This window comes from Streptomyces sp. NPDC048370 (genome assembly GCF_043200825.1).
Classification (GTDB): domain Bacteria; phylum Actinomycetota; class Actinomycetes; order Streptomycetales; family Streptomycetaceae; genus Streptomyces.
Genome location: NZ_JBICYI010000021.1, coordinates 120,028 through 134,876 on the forward strand (window position 1 = coordinate 120,028; position 14,849 = coordinate 134,876).

Consider the following 14,849-nt stretch of genomic DNA (forward strand, 5'->3'; position numbering starts at 1 on the left):
ACGCCATGCAGCTAGTCAGACAAAAGGAACAAATGCGCTCGAAGAGGGCGGCGGCGCGTATCCGCCGCTCGGTGGGCGCCGCACTGGTCGTCGCCGCGCTCGGATCCGCCTGCGCGGGCCCGTCCGGTGACGGGGAGGGCGCCGGTGGCGGCCCCGGCGGCGGTCCCGGAGCCGGGCACAAGGGCCCCGCGCGCCCCGCCGCCGGTCAGCAGCAGGCGGGGGGCGCGGCCGCCGCCCTCGACGCGTACGTGGAGAAGGTCCGTGAGCGGCGCGTCGCCCGGGCCGCCGCCGCCAAGAAGTGGGGCCTGGATCGGCCTCCCCTCGAGGCTCCCGCCCCACCCGCCGTGAAGCCGAAGATCACCACCCGCAAGGGCTTCGAGACGGACGGCGAGGGGCTGCCGCCGGTCTTCACCACCGTGCCGACCAAGGAGAAGATCGTCTTCCTGACGATCGACGACGGCGCGGAGAAGGACCCGGAGCTGATCCGGATGATGAGCGATCTGAGGATCCCGTACAGCGCCTTCCTCAGCGACTACCTCGTCAAGGAGGACTACGGCTACTTCAAGAAGATGCAGGCCGCCGGCGTCTCCCTGCACAACCACACCCTCAACCACCGCTACATGCCCGGGCTCTCGTACGGCGCGCAGAAGCGCGAGATCTGCGGGATGCAGGACACCATCGAGAAGCGGTACGGGAAGCGGCCCCCGCTCTTCCGGCCGCCGTACGGGAACTACAACGAGGACACGCTGCGCGCGGCGAAGACGTGCGGGGTGAAGGCCGTTCCGCTGTGGGCCTCGGAGGCGTTCCCCGACCGGATGGAGTGGCGCGAGTGGGACCGGGACCTGCACCCCGGCGACATCGTGCTCACGCACTTCCGGGGCAAGGAGGACTGGAAGGGCTCGATGCCGGACATGATCCGCCGGGTGATGAAGACGATCACGGCCAAGGGGTACGCGGTCGCGAAGCTCGAGGACTACGTGTGAGACGCGCGCGCCGGCTGGCGGCCGGTCTCGTGCTGGCCGGCGCGCTCATGGGCGTGACGGGGTGCGCCTCGTCCGTCGATCCGATCGAGCGTCTCGGACGGAAGGCGGCGCGGCAGGTGGGGGAGGCGGGGGCGGGGGACGGGGCGCTCTCGAGGACGGCGGTCCGGGTGTTCCACGGGCTCGCTCGGCTTGACGACGGCAGGGCGACCGCGGGAACGGCGGGGCGTCCCTGAGGGCGGCGGCCCCGGGGACGGCGGCCCTGGGGACGGCGGGGCGTCTCCGAGGGCGGCGGCGGGGCCCCACCCGTACGGAACGATCGGCTCCGTCGCGCCGTTGCCCGTACCGGGACCGAATCGCCACGCGGCACTGAATTGGCACTCCGCTTGACCGAGTGCTAATCGCAGTCATAGTCTCGGGTCTGGCACTCCCCACTGGAGAGTGCCAACACAGCGACGGGCAGGTCCGGCACCCGCGACGACGGATCCACCTGGTCGCCACCTCAGACAGTTAGCCCCGTGAGATCTCCGAAGGGGGAGGTCGGATCGTGACGACCACCAGCTCCAAGGTTGCCATCAAGCCGCTCGAGGACCGCATCGTGGTCCAGCCGCTCGACGCCGAGCAGACCACCGCCTCTGGCCTGGTCATCCCGGACACCGCGAAGGAGAAGCCCCAGGAGGGCGCCGTCCTCGCCGTGGGCCCGGGTCGCTTCGAGAACGGCGAGCGTCTTCCGCTCGACGTTCAGGTCGGCGATGTCGTGCTGTACAGCAAGTACGGCGGCACCGAGGTGAAGTACAACGGCGAGGAGTTCCTCGTCCTCTCGGCTCGCGACGTGCTCGCGATCATCGAGAAGTAGTTCACCGAAGTACCTGAAGCAGATGCTTTGAGCTGCGCCCCTGACCCCGCACCGGGCGTCCGGGGCGCAGTTCGTTTCACCAGTTTCACCACGAATTCCGAGAGGGCTGAATCGCTCCCATGGCGAAGATCCTGAAGTTCGACGAGGACGCCCGTCGCGCCCTTGAGCGCGGCGTCAACAAGCTTGCCGACACGGTGAAGGTGACGATCGGCCCCAAGGGCCGCAACGTCGTCATCGACAAGAAGTTCGGCGCCCCCACCATCACCAACGACGGTGTCACGATCGCCCGCGAGGTCGAGATCGAGGACCCGTACGAGAACCTCGGTGCCCAGCTGGTGAAGGAGGTGGCGACCAAGACCAACGACATCGCGGGTGACGGCACCACCACCGCCACCGTGCTCGCCCAGGCGCTCGTCCGCGAGGGTCTGAAGAACGTCGCCGCCGGTGCCTCCCCGGCCGCCCTGAAGAAGGGCATCGACGCCGCGGTCAAGGCCGTCTCCGACGAGCTGCTCGCGACCGCCCGTCCGATCGAGGACAAGTCCGACATCGCCGCCGTGGCCGCGCTCTCCGCGCAGGACCAGCAGGTCGGCGAGCTCATCGCCGAGGCGATGGACAAGGTCGGCAAGGACGGTGTCATCACCGTCGAGGAGTCCAACACCTTCGGCCTGGAGCTCGACTTCACCGAGGGCATGGCCTTCGACAAGGGCTACCTGTCCCCGTACATGGTGACCGACCAGGAGCGTATGGAGGCCGTCCTCGACGACCCGTACATCCTGATCAACCAGGGCAAGATCTCCTCGATCCAGGACCTGCTGCCGCTCCTCGAGAAGGTCATCCAGGCCGGCTCCTCCAAGCCGCTGCTGATCATCGCCGAGGACGTCGAGGGCGAGGCCCTGTCGACCCTGGTCGTCAACAAGATCCGTGGCACCTTCAACGCCGTGGCCGTCAAGGCCCCGGGCTTCGGCGACCGCCGCAAGGCGATGCTCGGCGACATGGCCACCCTCACCGGTGCCACCGTCATCGCCGAGGAGGTCGGCCTCAAGCTCGACCAGGCCGGTCTGGACGTGCTGGGCACCGCCCGCCGCGTGACGATCACCAAGGACGACACCACCATCGTCGACGGTGGCGGCAACTCCGAGGACGTCGCGGGTCGCGTCAACCAGATCAAGGCCGAGATCGAGTCCACCGACTCCGACTGGGACCGCGAGAAGCTCCAGGAGCGCCTCGCGAAGCTGGCCGGCGGCGTGTGCGTGATCAAGGTCGGCGCCGCCACCGAGGTGGAGCTGAAGGAGAAGAAGCACCGTCTGGAGGACGCCATCTCCGCGACCCGCGCCGCGGTCGAGGAGGGCATCGTCTCCGGTGGTGGCTCCGCTCTGGTCCACGCCGTCAAGGTCCTCGAGGGCAACCTCGGCAAGACCGGCGACGAGGCCACGGGTGTCGCGGTCGTCCGCCGCGCCGCCGTCGAGCCGCTGCGCTGGATCGCCGAGAACGCCGGCCTCGAGGGCTACGTCATCACCTCGAAGGTCGCCGAGCTCGACAAGGGCCAGGGCTTCAACGCCGCCACCGGCGAGTACGGCGACCTGGTCAAGGCCGGCGTCATCGACCCGGTGAAGGTGACGCGCTCCGCGCTGGAGAACGCCGCCTCGATCGCCTCCCTCCTCCTCACCACCGAGACCCTCGTGGTGGAGAAGAAGGAAGAGGAGCCGGCGGACGGTGGCCACGGCCACGGCCACGGTCACTCGCACTGACGCTCGCGTGGCCGATCGCTCAAAGCCGATCGCTCGTAGCTGATCACTGAGGTCCGGTGTCCCGGGAGGGGCACCGGACCTCGGCGTTTCTCCGGCCGTCCACGCCTCCACCGCGCTCCGGCCGTCCACGCCTCCAGCGCGCTACGCCTCCACCGCGCCGAGCTGCCCCATCAGCCCGAGCCGGTCGTACTGCCACCACCCTTCCGTGATCTTGCCGTCCTGCCGGAACTGGTGGATGGTCGTGCCGGTCATGGAGACCTTCATGCCGGTGGGCTGCAGCCCCATGAAGTCGCCGGTGTGCGTCCCCACCCACGTCCACCGCGTACACACCCGGTCGCCCTCGGCGATCTGGTCGTTCACGGTGAATTCGAAGTCGAACCCTCCCCGCCACATCTCCACCTCGCGGCGGACCGCGTCCATGCCGATGACGTCCTGCTCGTTGGCCGGATCGTGGTCGTGGTAACCCTCCGCGAAGACCTCGTCGAGCGGCGGAAGCTCGCCCTTGGAGGTGGCGAGCTCGAAGAACCGGCGGGAGTTCGCCTTGTACATCTGGACGTCTCGCACGATGTCCAGGTCGGTGAACGTCGGCATCTCGTCACAGAGCGCGACCATCTCCTTGAAGATGCGATCAGTCTCGGGGAGCTGCGAGTTGGTCATCGCCACCTCGTAGGAGGGGAACTCGACGATCTCCACGAGATGGTCCGAGTCGGAGCGGTCCTTGCCGATGACGCTGTGGGTGGCGGTCCGCTTGCCCTTGGTCTGTTCGACCCACTTGTCCATCAGCCGGTTCAGATCGTCGAACCGACTGGTCCTGCAATCGATTATCTGTACGAAAGTCATGGTGCCTCCCGGACCGGGTGGGACACCTCCAGTCTAGGTCCGGGGCCGTCCAGGGCCCTGGCAACATGGGCGCCATGCAGCAGGCCCGGGGCAGCGGTCGGTGGCGGTCGGGGGCGACGTCGGGACAGTCGTCACCGGCGACCACGACCGGGTCGTGACGGCGCCGCCGGTCCGATCGGGCGTACGGGGAGCAGGTGCGCCGGATCGCCCCGGCGGAACTGGTGGACCGGGAAACGGAGTTGGCCGCACTGGCGGCCTTCTGCACCGCGGAATCCGGCCCCACGTACCGGGGCGTCACGACGGGCCCGGACGCCCACTCGATCGCGAGCCTGCTGCCGGGCCTCGACGCTCGCGTCCTGCAGGTCGAGGACCTGCGCGAGGCGTTGCCCGCTGCCCTGCGCCTCGAACCCCGTGCCGTCCCCGTCGTCGTCGAGGCCCTGCGCCGACCGCGTGGGGTCTGACAACCGGACCGGATCCGCGAACGGCCCGGGTCGGTCATGTCCAGGACCGCGACGTCAGGCGGCGCCGCCGGGTGTCCCGGGTGAAGCGCCGGAAGCCCCGCCCGGAGTCCCGCACGAGGACCGCACGCGCAGGCGCGGCAGCAGGCTCAGGTGGCGCCGGGCGGTGTCCTCCGTCGGGTCCTCGGTCAGCCGCTCGACCAGCAACTCCGTGGCGTACCGCCCCACCTGGCGCTTGGGCGGGGCGACCGCCGTGAGCGGGGTGTCGGCGAGCGCGGCGACCTCGTCGTCGTACGCGATCAGGGCCAGGTCCTCCGGCACCTTCACGCCCAGCTCCGCCAGGCGCTGCACGATCTCGATCGCGTCCACGTCGTTGTGGACCAGGGCCGCGCTCGTCCGCCCCGAACCGACCGCCTCGTGCAGGGCCCGTACCGCGCGCTCGAACCCCGCGGGATCCTGGTCCGCCGGTACGGAGTCGATCACCGGCCCCGGGGCCGTCAGGCCCAGCGTGGCCAGCGCCTCCGCGTACCCGGCGCGCACCGCGAGCGCGGTCGGGCTGTCGCCGCGCGCCACCAGGAGCGGGGTGCCGTGGCCGAGGCCGAGCAGGTGGCGCACGGCGAGCAGGACGCCGTGGCCGTGGTCGGAGACCACCCGGTCCAGCGCGTCGAGCGGGCTGCCGGGGTCGGCCCTGCGCTCCAGGAGTACGGCGGGCACGGGGAGTTCGGCCAGCCAGTCGCCGTACGCGGTCCGGTCCTCGGGGCCCCGCCAGCCGGGCGCGACGAGCACCCCCTCGGCGCCGGCCGCGAGCAGGCTCTCGGTGCGCGCGCGGTCCTCCTCGGGCCGGTAGTCCGAGATCCGCAGGATCAGCCGGGCCCCCGCCCGCGCCGCCGCCTCGTGCGCGCCCCGGATGACCTCGGCGAAGTAGTACGTGGCGGAGGGCGCGAGCAGCCCGAGGACCAGGCCCTCTCCGGAGCGGCGGGCGCTCTCCGGGGCCGCGCGGCGCTCCGGCCAGGACACCTGGCCGTGCACCCGGTCGAGCAGCCCCTTGGCGGCCAGCGCCTCGACGTCACGGCGGGCGGTCACCGGGGAGACGCCGAGCCGGTCGGCCAGGTCGGCGACGCGGGCGGTGCCGTGCTCGCGCACCAGGGCCAGGAGTCGGTCGTGTCGTTCGGCGGCACTCTGGCGCACGGTGCGTCTCCTCGCGGTGGGGCGGTCGGCAGGGGTCGGACGGCGGGGGTCGGACGGCGGAGCGGCCGGAATCGGAGCCTACGCCAGAATGATCGAACGGAACGGGTTTCGATCATTCGCTCCGATCTCATTGACGTTCGATCGAAGGGCTGTTCATGATTCCGGGCGACGACGACGTCCGCCTCAGGGAGCATCATGCCCACGCCGCCCGAGAACCGTGAGCTCAGTCCGTTCACCGGCTGGACCCGCGCCCACTGGGAAGACGCCGCCGATCGACTCGTCCTCGCCGTACGGCCCTACGCCTCGCCCCGCCACGGCCGCTTCGACCTCCCCGGGCCCCGCCCCAGCTGGTCCGGCGCCCGCTCGGACGGGCTCGAAGGGCATGCCCGTACGTTCCTGCTCGCCGCCCTCCGCGTCGCGGGCGCCCGGGGCGCGGACCCGCACGGTCACCTGCCCCGCTACGCCGAGGGACTCGCCGCCGGCACGGAGGCCGCGGGCGGCGAAGGCCCCGACGCGTGGCCGCTCCTCACCGACGTACGGCAGGCCGTGGTCGAATCCGCCTCCGTCGCCCTCGCGTTGCGGCTGACCCGCCCCTGGCTCTGGGACACCCTGGACGACCGCACCCGGCAACGGACCGTCGACTGGCTGCTGCCCGCCCTCGAACCCTCACCGGTCGACAACAACTGGTGGCTCTTCGGTCTCACCGTCGCCGGCTTCCTCCAGGACGCCGGCATCGAGACCGACCGCGCGGCCGTCACGATCGACCGCTCCCTCGACCGGATCGAGAAGTGGTACCTCGGCGACGGCTGGTACAGCGACGGCGACAACCGCGCCTTCGACCACTACAACGGCTGGGCCCTGCACTTCTATCCCGTCCTGCACGCCCACCTCTCCGGCGACCCGGACCTCCTCGCCCGCTACGGCCCCCGGCTGCGCGCCCATCTCGCCGACCACGCCCACCTCTTCGACGCGAACGGCGCCCCACTCCCGTACGGGCGTTCCCTCATCTACCGCTTCGCGGCGGCCGCCGCCCCCTGGCTCGGCGCGCTCACCGGCCACACCCCGCTCACCCCCGGCGCCACCCGCCGCCTCGCCTCCGGCACGCTGCGGTACTTCCTCGACCGGGGCGCGTGCGACGAGCGCGGCCTGCTCACGCTCGGCTGGCACGGCCCGTACGCGCCGCTCGTCCAGGAGTACTCGGGACCCGCCTCCCCCTACTGGACGGCCAAGGGCTTCCTCGGCCTCCTCCTGCCCGCCGACCACCCGGCCTGGACCGCCCCCGAGGAACCCCTCCCCGCCGAACGCGCCGACACCGTGCGCCCCGTCGCCCCGGCCGCGCTGCTCCTGCAGACCACGGCCGCCGACGGACTCGTACGTCTCCACAACCACGGCAGCAACCACGTGGCGAGCGCCCCCGCGGGCGAGGACGACTCCGGCTACGCCCGCTTCGCGTACTCCACGCGTACGGGACCGACGGCCGCGCCCGACTCCGCCGACAACCACTTCGCCCTGGTCGTCGACGGCCGGGTGACCCGCCGCGGCCCCGCGACGCCCCTGGGCACCGGACCCGACTGGGCCGCGTCCCTCCACACCCCGCTCCCGGGGATCCGGGTCCTCTCGGCGACCCTCGCCCACGGCCGCGCCGAGGTCCGCGCCCACCTCGTCCTCGGCGCCACCGCCGGAACTCCCGTACGCCAGACGGGCTGGACGACCACGCAGGACGGCCCGACCGCCCAGCTCCACGCCGTGCACGGCTACCCGCCGGCCTCCGAGACCGTCGAACTCACCACCGGCGCCACGCTCCAGGGCGGCCCGGCCACCCGCACGGCGGCCCTGCACGCCACCACCGTCGGCCCCGACTCCCTCTTCGTGGCCCTGGCCTCCCTCACCGCCGAACCGAACCCGCCGCCCGTCCCCACCCTCGCGACCGTCCGGGTCACCGCTCGCACCCTCCACGTGACCTGGCAGAACGGCACCACGACCGAACTCGACCTCGCCGCCCTCGCCTTGGCGGACCTGTCGAGAGACCTGTGAGCCTCCGCAGGCCGGCTACTTCGGTCCGTACTTGCGGCCCGCCTTGGAGGAGACCCCACCGAGCAGGCCGCGGGGCGCCAGCTTCACCACGCCCATCAGCGCCTTGTAGCGGGGGTCGGGGATGGACAGCGTCTTGCCGCGCGCGAGGTCGTTCAGCGCCTCGCCCACCAACTTGTCCGCGTCGAGCCACATCCAGCCCGGGATGTTGTCCGTCCCCATCCCGGCCCGCTCGTGGAACTCCGTGCGTACGAAGCCCGGGCACAGCGCCATGAGCCGTACCCCGCTGCCCGCCAGGTCCCGCGCCGCGCCCTGGGTGAACTGCACGACCCAGGCCTTCGACGCCCCGTACGTGCCGCGCGGGACGAAGGCCGCCACCGAGGCCACGTTGACGACCCCGCCCCTGCCGCGGGCGCGCATGGACTCCGCGGCCGCCGACGTCAGCCGGAGCACCGCCTCGCAGTGCACGGTCAGCATCTTCAACTCGTCGGCCATGGAGACTTCGAGGAACCGGCCCTTGTTCCCGAACCCGGCGTTGTTCACCAGCAGGTCCACCGGCTGCTTCGGGTCCGAGAGCCGGGCCTCCACGGCCGCGATCCCCTTCTCGTCGGACAGGTCCGCCGCCAGGACCTCGGCCTCGATGCCGTGCCGGTCGTGCAGCTCGGTCGCCTGCTCCCGCAGCCGCGTCACATCGCGGGCCACGAGCACGACATCGTGTCCGTCCGCCGCCAGTTTCCGCGCGAAGGCGGCCCCGATCCCCGCCGTCGCGCCCGTAATCAGTGCAGTCGTCATACGCGGCAACGTTAGTGCCCCGCGCGACGGCACCGGAGGTCAGGAGCCGCTGCCGTACTTCTCCACGTACGTGCGGGCGGTTTCGAGCAGCCCCGACTCCATCCACTCGGCCGCCACGAGCGTGCTCGGCAGCAGCGCGCGCTCCGTGGTCGCGGCCCGGTGCAGCAGCGAGACCGTGATGTCGTGCGCGGGGCGGTGGACGACCTCCACCGGGTCGCCGACCGTGAACTCTCCGGGCTCGATCACCCGCAGCAGCGCGCCGGGCCCCGCCGTCGAGGCGGTGAAGCGCCGGACCCACCCCTTCTCCCGCACGAAGCCCGCGAACGTACGGCAGGGGATGCGGCCACCGGTCACCTCGAGGACCACCTCCCGGCCGACCCGCCAACGCTCGCCGATCAGGGCCCCGTTCACATCGAGCCCGAGCGTGGTGAGGTTCTCGCCGAAGGCGCCGTTGGCGAGCGGCCGGCCGAGCTCGCGCTCCCAGAGGTCCATGTCCTCACGGGCGAAGGCGCTCACGGCGCGGTCGTCCCCGCCGTGGAAGCGCAGGTCGCACACCGTGTCCCCGGCGAGCCCGCTCGTCCCGACCCCGCGCGGGCCGGGCGGCGCGACCCGTACGGGCCCGTCGACCGGACGCTTGTCGATGCCCGTGAGACCCGACGGGGACTCCGTGTAGTCCACGGCCCTGGCGCGTCCGACATTCACACTCAGAAGCTTCATAACGGCACCCTAGGCCCCGCGTCTCAAAGTCGCCAAGAGGTATTCGCCTCGATGCCCAAGCTTCGCTTATGCTCGATCTATGATCGAGGCCCGCCATCTCCGTGTCCTGCGCGCCGTCGCCGCGACCGGCTCCTTCTCCGCCGCCGCGCGCGAACTGGGCTGCACCCAGCCCGCGGTGAGCCAGCAGATGAAGGCGCTCGAGACCTCCGCCGGTACGCCCCTGCTGATCAGGACCGGCCGCGAGATGCGCCTCACGCAGGCGGGCGAGGCCCTAGTCCGGCACGCCTCCGGCATCCTCGCGGGGCTCACCGCCGCCGAGGAGGAGGTCGCCGCGATCGCGGGGCTCCGCGCCGGTCGCGTCCGGCTGGTCTCCTTCCCCAGCGGAAGCTCGACGCTGGTCCCCACCGCCCTCGCCGCCCTGCGCGCGGCCCACCCCGGCACACGGGTCTCGCTGGTGGAGGCCGAGCCGCCGCGCTCGATCGAGATGCTCCGCGAGGGCGACTGCGACGTGGCCCTGGCGTTCCGTTACGGGGCGGGGCAGGCGGAGTGGGACGACCTGATCGTCCGGCCGCTGCTCGCCGACCGTCTCGTGGGCCTGGTCCCCGACGGGCACCGCCTCGCCGACGCGGAGTCCGTCGGCATCGCCGAACTGGCCGAGGAGTCCTGGATCGCGGGCTGCCCGCGCTGCAGGCGCCAGTTGGTGGACGTGTGCGAGGAGGCGGGCTTCACCCCGCGCATCGACTTCGCCACCGACGACTACCCGGCCGTGGTCGGGCTCGTCGGCGCCGGCCTCGGGGTCGCGGTCCTGCCCGAGCTCGCCATCGAGTCCGTACGGCCCAAGGGGGCGCGGACCGTGGTCGTCGAGCCGGCCGTGGAGCGGGAGATCGTCGCCCTCACCCTGCCGGACCTGGCCCAGGTCCCTGCGGTCGCGGCGACCCTGGACGAGCTGACCCGGGCGGCCACGCGCGCGTAGCGTTCACGGGTGCGCGCACCGGGCCCGCCGCGCCGCACACCCCCGGGCCGCGTGCGGCGCGGACCGTCCCCGGGCGTCACCGCCCGAGCAGAAACGTTCCTTCAGGCCTTTGCGTCCTCGGGTTCAGACATGCCCCAGGCCCGCCGGACCCGATGCCGACGCCGATGCCGGCGCGGCCCTGGGTGTCGTGGCCGAAGCTGTGGCCGAAGCCGTGATCAGGCGATTGCGGGCTCGTCCCATGAGCTCTTCGCGTTCGTCCTCGGTGAGGCCGCCCCATACGCCGTAGGGCTCGCGTACGGCGAGTGCGTGTGCCGCGCACTCCGCGCGTACCGGGCACCGCATGCAGACCTCTTTCGCCGAGTTCTCACGCGCACTCCGTGCCGCGCCGCGCTCTCCCTCGGGGTGGAAGAACAGGGAACTGTCGACTCCGCGGCAGGCCGCGAGCAGCTGCCAGTCCCAAAGATCGGCGTTGGGTCCGGGAAGGCGGGAGAAATCTGCCATTGCGCTTGTCCCCTTGAAACCGTGTCGAACGGATAGGTGGGCGGGTGGATGGCTGATGAACCGGGGGCCCTTCACCCCCCGTGGGTCTCGCGTACCCGCTCTCGCGGGTTCGATCCGACCGTACAACTACTGTCTAAGTAGATGTAAATATGACTCATTGCGAATCTAGCCACAGACACCACAAAAAGGGAAGAAAACCCGCTAAATGGGGCATAGCTTCCAATGAAGGGCGGATGACCTGTGTCGCTCTCCTCCGCGTTCGCTCCCTCACGTAGAGTGCCGAAGGCGGCCGTCCGACCCGTAACTCTTTCGAGTGACCGTCGTTGAGAGTGCGGAGGCGGTTGAAGGAACAAGCGCTCGGGCAGGTGTCCGAGAGCGTCAACCGCACAGGTGACGATACGTACCAGCCCTGGAGGCTCTAGGTGACGCGCATCAGCTGCGGAGGGCGGCCATGACATCCGTCCTCGTCTGCGACGACTCCCCGCTTGCCCGAGAGGCTCTTCGCCGCGCGGTCGCGACCGTGCCCGGCGTCGAGCGCGTGACCACCGCGGCCAACGGCGAGGAAGTCCTCCGCCGCTGGGGCGCGGACCGCTCGGACCTGATTCTGATGGACGTACGCATGCCCGGTCTGGGCGGCGTGGAGACCGTCCGCCGGCTGCTCTCCGCGGACCCCGGCGCCCGCATCATCATGCTGACCGTCGCCGAGGACCTGGACGGTGTCGCGCTCGCGGTCGCCGCCGGTGCCCGCGGGTACCTGCACAAGGACGCCTCGCGCGCCGAGCTGCGGGCGACGGTCACCCAGGCCCTCGCCGACCCGACCTGGCGGCTCGCCCCGCGTCGGCTGCGGTCGGCCGAGATGGGTGCGGCGCCGACGCTCACCGCGCGTGAGATCCAGGTGCTCGAAGGCATGAGCCACGGCCGGTCCAACGCGGAGATCGGGCGCGAGCTCTTCCTCTCCGAGGACACGGTCAAGACGCACGCGCGGCGGCTGTTCAAGAAGCTCGGCGCGTCGGACCGGGCGCACGCCGTCGCCCTCGGTTTCCGGTGGGGCCTGGTCCGCTAGGGCCGTTCGTTCGGATCGGGCCGGGGCAGGCGCGACCGGCCGTTTCCCCGTCCGCCGTGCGCGGACGGGGCGGCAGTCCGGGGCCCCGCCACGGCGGCGGCCCGGGCCTCCGATGCGCCGGCTTGTGTCACTTCCGCGCGGGATGCCGCATCCTTGAGGTGTGGAGTTCCTCGGGGACGAGTCGATCGAGCGGAAGGGGAGGGCGCAGGGGATGAGTTCCGGCGCACCTGCTCATAACGCTTCGGTGCACAACTACGGACGCGGTGCCACGGATTCCGAGGCGTCAAGGCACCATGGAGCGATGCGCGACGACGAGACCACGGTGATCGGTGCACTCGTTCACCGTGCCGTCGAGGGCGACGAACAGGCCACGCACGACCTTCTGGCGCGCGTGCACCCTCTCGCCCTGCGCTATTGCCGTACGCGACTGAACCGGCTGCCCGGTGATGCTCGCCACTTCGTCGAGGACCTCGCGCAGGAAGTCTGCGTCGCCGTCCTGATGGCGCTGCCGCGCTACAAGGACACGGGCAGGCCCTTCGAGGCCTTCGTCTTCGCCATCGCCGGACACAAGGTCGCCGACCTCCAGCGCGCCGCGATGCGGCACCCGGGTTCGACGGCCGTGCCCTCCGACGAGATGCCCGAGCGGCCCGACGACTCCCTGGGCCCCGAGGAGCGCGCGCTGCTCAGCGACGATGCCGAATGGGCCAAGAAGCTCCTCGCCAACCTCCCGGAGAACCAGCGGGAGCTGCTGGTGCTGCGAGTGGCGGTGGGGCTCACGGCCGAGGAGACCGGCCAGATGCTCGGCATGTCCCCGGGGGCGGTACGGGTCGCGCAGCACCGCGCGCTCAGCCGTCTGCGTGCACTGGCCGAGCAGTAAGGGTCGACGGCGGCCGGTAGCCCTCACGTACACGTACGAACGTCCAAAGCTGCTCTCTGATCTTGATCGTGGAATGAGACACCGTCGAGGCCCGTTAGCATGGACATCCGCACCGATCAAGGCCATTGGGGAAGGTGTCATGACTGCCAACGTCGACGGAGTGCCCGAGAAATTCGCGACACTCGGGCTGACCTACGACGACGTGCTGCTGCTGCCCGGCGCGTCCGAAGTGCTGCCGAACGCGGTCGACACCTCGTCCCGCATCTCGCGCAACGTCCGGGTGAACATCCCCCTGCTCTCCGCCGCGATGGACAAGGTCACCGAGTCCCGCATGGCCATCTCGATGGCGCGGCAGGGCGGCGTCGGCGTGCTGCACCGCAACCTGTCCATCGAGGACCAGGTCAACCAGGTCGACCTCGTGAAGCGCTCCGAGTCCGGCATGGTCACCGACCCGATCACCGTGAACCCGGACGCCACGCTCGCCGAGGCCGACGCGCTCTGCGCCAAGTTCCGGATCAGCGGTGTCCCGGTCACCGACGGCGCGGGCAAGCTGCTCGGCATCGTCACCAACCGCGACATGGCCTTCGAGTCCGACCGCAGCCGTCAGGTCCGCGAGGTCATGACGCCGATGCCGCTCGTGACCGGCAAGGTCGGCATCAGCGGTGTGGACGCCATGGAGCTGCTGCGTCGCCACAAGATCGAGAAGCTGCCTCTCGTCGACGACGCCGGTGTGCTCAAGGGGCTCATCACCGTCAAGGACTTCGTGAAGGCCGAGCAGTACCCGAACGCGGCCAAGGACGCCGAGGGCCGGCTGATCGTCGGTGCCGCGGTGGGCGCGAGCCCGGAGGCCCTGGAGCGCGCCCAGGGGCTGGCCGCCGCCGGTGTGGACTTCCTGGTCGTGGACACCTCCCACGGCCACAACAGCAACGCCCTGAGCTGGATGGCGAAGATCAAGTCCAGCGTGAACGTGGACGTGATCGGCGGCAACGTGGCGACGCGTGACGGCGCCCAGGCCCTGATCGACGCCGGTGTCGACGGCGTCAAGGTCGGCGTCGGGCCCGGCTCGATCTGCACCACGCGTGTGGTCGCCGGCATCGGTGTTCCGCAGGTCACCGCCATCTACGAGGCGGCCCTCGCGGCCCGTGCGGCCGGGGTCCCGGTCATCGGCGACGGCGGCCTGCAGTACTCGGGCGACATCGGCAAGGCGCTGGCCGCCGGTGCCAGCACGGTGATGCTGGGCAGCCTGCTCGCGGGCTGTGAGGAGTCGCCCGGCGAGCTCCAGTTCATCAACGGCAAGCAGTTCAAGTCGTACCGCGGCATGGGCTCGCTCGGCGCCATGCAGTCCCGCGGCCAGGGCCGGTCGTACTCGAAGGACCGGTACTTCCAGGCCGAGGTCGCCTCCGACGACAAGCTCGTGCCCGAGGGCATCGAGGGCCAGGTGCCCTACCGCGGCCCGCTGGCCAACGTGCTGCACCAGCTCGTCGGCGGTCTCCGCCAGACCATGGGCTATGTGGGTGCCGCCACCATCGACGAGATGGAGTCCAAGGGCCGCTTCGTCCGGATCACCTCGGCGGGCCTCAAGGAGAGCCACCCGCACGACATCCAGATGACGGTCGAGGCACCGAACTACAGCAGGAAGTAACGCAGCGCGACGCGGGGGGGGGGGGGGGGGGGGGGGGGGGGGGGGGGGGGGGGGGGGGGGGGGGGGGGGGGGGGGGGGGGGGGGGGGTGGGGGGGGGGGGGGGGGGGGGGGGGGGGGGGGGGGGGGGGGGGGGGGGGGGGGGGGGGGGGGGGGGGGGGGGGGGGGGGGGGGGGGGGGGGGGGG

14 protein-coding genes and 1 pseudogene are annotated in these 14,849 nt (G+C 71.5%); 10 read left to right on the plus strand and 5 right to left on the minus strand.

All coding sequences use genetic code 11. The features are described 5' to 3' along the window. Nucleotides 1-32 precede the first annotated feature (32 nt). The 4 genes and pseudogenes from ACGFYP_RS32815 (at nt 33) to groL (ending at nt 3,584) form a co-directional block, all read left to right on the plus strand. Entirely contained in the window at nt 33-983 is a 951-nt protein-coding gene (locus tag ACGFYP_RS32815; protein ID WP_393501413.1) for a polysaccharide deacetylase family protein, read from the plus strand. Continuing rightward, a pseudogene (locus ACGFYP_RS32820) lies at nt 980-1,102 on the plus strand (polysaccharide deacetylase family protein); the annotation flags it as partial. The gene ACGFYP_RS32815 and the pseudogene ACGFYP_RS32820, both read left to right, overlap by 4 nt. Before the next feature lie 425 nt (nt 1,103-1,527). After that, nucleotides 1,528-1,836, plus strand: a complete 309-nt coding sequence (groES, locus tag ACGFYP_RS32825) for a co-chaperone GroES (RefSeq protein WP_024756677.1) — start codon at nt 1,528-1,530, stop codon at nt 1,834-1,836. A gap of 119 nt (nt 1,837-1,955) precedes the next feature. Further along, nucleotides 1,956-3,584, plus strand: a complete 1,629-nt coding sequence (gene groL, locus ACGFYP_RS32830; protein ID WP_361965396.1) for a chaperonin GroEL — start codon at nt 1,956-1,958, stop codon at nt 3,582-3,584. A 141-nt stretch (nt 3,585-3,725) separates the two neighbouring features. Here groL and ACGFYP_RS32835 read toward each other — a convergent pair whose 3' ends face one another. Continuing rightward, nucleotides 3,726-4,424, minus strand: a complete 699-nt coding sequence (locus ACGFYP_RS32835; RefSeq protein WP_361965393.1) for an ester cyclase — start codon at nt 4,422-4,424, stop codon at nt 3,726-3,728. Between the two features lie 194 nt (nt 4,425-4,618). On the opposite strand from ACGFYP_RS32835, the gene ACGFYP_RS32840 reads away from it, so the two are divergent. Next, complete coding sequence (locus tag ACGFYP_RS32840; protein WP_393501419.1) at nt 4,619-4,885, plus strand: hypothetical protein; 267 nt, start codon at nt 4,619-4,621, stop codon at nt 4,883-4,885. 54 nt (nt 4,886-4,939) lie between these two features. Here the strand turns inward: ACGFYP_RS32840 and ACGFYP_RS32845 are convergent, their stop codons facing one another. Then, entirely contained in the window at nt 4,940-6,070 is a 1,131-nt protein-coding gene (locus ACGFYP_RS32845) for a LacI family DNA-binding transcriptional regulator (protein WP_393501422.1), read from the minus strand. Between the two features lie 195 nt (nt 6,071-6,265). On the opposite strand from ACGFYP_RS32845, the gene ACGFYP_RS32850 reads away from it, so the two are divergent. After that, nucleotides 6,266-8,104: a DUF2264 domain-containing protein gene (locus ACGFYP_RS32850; RefSeq protein WP_393501425.1), complete on the plus strand. Its 1,839-nt coding sequence runs from the start codon at nt 6,266-6,268 to the stop codon at nt 8,102-8,104. A gap of 15 nt (nt 8,105-8,119) precedes the next feature. Here the strand turns inward: ACGFYP_RS32850 and ACGFYP_RS32855 are convergent, their stop codons facing one another. Next, nucleotides 8,120-8,893, minus strand: coding sequence for an SDR family NAD(P)-dependent oxidoreductase (locus ACGFYP_RS32855; RefSeq protein ID WP_393501428.1), 774 nt, complete (start codon nt 8,891-8,893; stop codon nt 8,120-8,122). A gap of 39 nt (nt 8,894-8,932) precedes the next feature. Continuing rightward, nucleotides 8,933-9,610, minus strand: coding sequence for an MOSC domain-containing protein (locus tag ACGFYP_RS32860; protein ID WP_393501431.1), 678 nt, complete (start codon nt 9,608-9,610; stop codon nt 8,933-8,935). 79 nt (nt 9,611-9,689) lie between these two features. Between ACGFYP_RS32860 and ACGFYP_RS32865 the strand changes: the two genes are divergently transcribed. Next, nucleotides 9,690-10,583, plus strand: a complete 894-nt coding sequence (locus ACGFYP_RS32865) for a LysR family transcriptional regulator (protein ID WP_393501434.1) — start codon at nt 9,690-9,692, stop codon at nt 10,581-10,583. A gap of 123 nt (nt 10,584-10,706) precedes the next feature. Here ACGFYP_RS32865 and ACGFYP_RS32870 read toward each other — a convergent pair whose 3' ends face one another. Then, a complete protein-coding gene (locus ACGFYP_RS32870) occupies nt 10,707-11,084 on the minus strand; it encodes a WhiB family transcriptional regulator (protein WP_393501437.1) in 378 nt (125 codons plus the stop codon). A 451-nt stretch (nt 11,085-11,535) separates the two neighbouring features. Between ACGFYP_RS32870 and ACGFYP_RS32875 the strand changes: the two genes are divergently transcribed. The 3 genes from ACGFYP_RS32875 (at nt 11,536) to guaB (ending at nt 14,666) form a co-directional block, all read left to right on the plus strand. Then, on the plus strand, nt 11,536-12,147 hold the full coding sequence (locus ACGFYP_RS32875) for a response regulator transcription factor (RefSeq protein ID WP_003948568.1): 612 nt from the start codon (nt 11,536-11,538) through the stop codon (nt 12,145-12,147). A gap of 301 nt (nt 12,148-12,448) precedes the next feature. Beyond that, entirely contained in the window at nt 12,449-13,024 is a 576-nt protein-coding gene (locus tag ACGFYP_RS32880) for a sigma-70 family RNA polymerase sigma factor (protein ID WP_137993884.1), read from the plus strand. 139 nt (nt 13,025-13,163) lie between these two features. Then, a complete protein-coding gene (gene guaB / locus ACGFYP_RS32885; RefSeq protein ID WP_361965377.1) occupies nt 13,164-14,666 on the plus strand; it encodes an IMP dehydrogenase in 1,503 nt (500 codons plus the stop codon). The last annotated feature ends 183 nt before the right edge of the window (nt 14,667-14,849 follow it).

Excerpts from the sequence above, each read along its gene's own strand:
- ACGFYP_RS32815 (WP_393501413.1), top strand. The coding sequence starts at position 33 with ATGCGCTCGAAGAGGGCGGCGGCGCGTATCCGCCGCTCGGTGGGCGCC.
- groL (WP_361965396.1), top strand. The coding sequence starts at position 1,956 with ATGGCGAAGATCCTGAAGTTCGACGAGGACGCCCGTCGCGCCCTTGAG.
- ACGFYP_RS32835 (WP_361965393.1), bottom strand. The coding sequence starts at position 4,424 with ATGACTTTCGTACAGATAATCGATTGCAGGACCAGTCGGTTCGACGAT.
- ACGFYP_RS32850 (WP_393501425.1), top strand. The coding sequence starts at position 6,266 with ATGCCCACGCCGCCCGAGAACCGTGAGCTCAGTCCGTTCACCGGCTGG.
- ACGFYP_RS32855 (WP_393501428.1), bottom strand. The coding sequence starts at position 8,893 with ATGACGACTGCACTGATTACGGGCGCGACGGCGGGGATCGGGGCCGCC.
- ACGFYP_RS32860 (WP_393501431.1), bottom strand. The coding sequence starts at position 9,610 with ATGAAGCTTCTGAGTGTGAATGTCGGACGCGCCAGGGCCGTGGACTAC.
- ACGFYP_RS32865 (WP_393501434.1), top strand. The coding sequence starts at position 9,690 with ATGATCGAGGCCCGCCATCTCCGTGTCCTGCGCGCCGTCGCCGCGACC.
- ACGFYP_RS32870 (WP_393501437.1), bottom strand. The coding sequence starts at position 11,084 with ATGGCAGATTTCTCCCGCCTTCCCGGACCCAACGCCGATCTTTGGGAC.
- ACGFYP_RS32875 (WP_003948568.1), top strand. The coding sequence starts at position 11,536 with ATGACATCCGTCCTCGTCTGCGACGACTCCCCGCTTGCCCGAGAGGCT.
- ACGFYP_RS32880 (WP_137993884.1), top strand. The coding sequence starts at position 12,449 with ATGCGCGACGACGAGACCACGGTGATCGGTGCACTCGTTCACCGTGCC.
- guaB (WP_361965377.1), top strand. The coding sequence starts at position 13,164 with ATGACTGCCAACGTCGACGGAGTGCCCGAGAAATTCGCGACACTCGGG.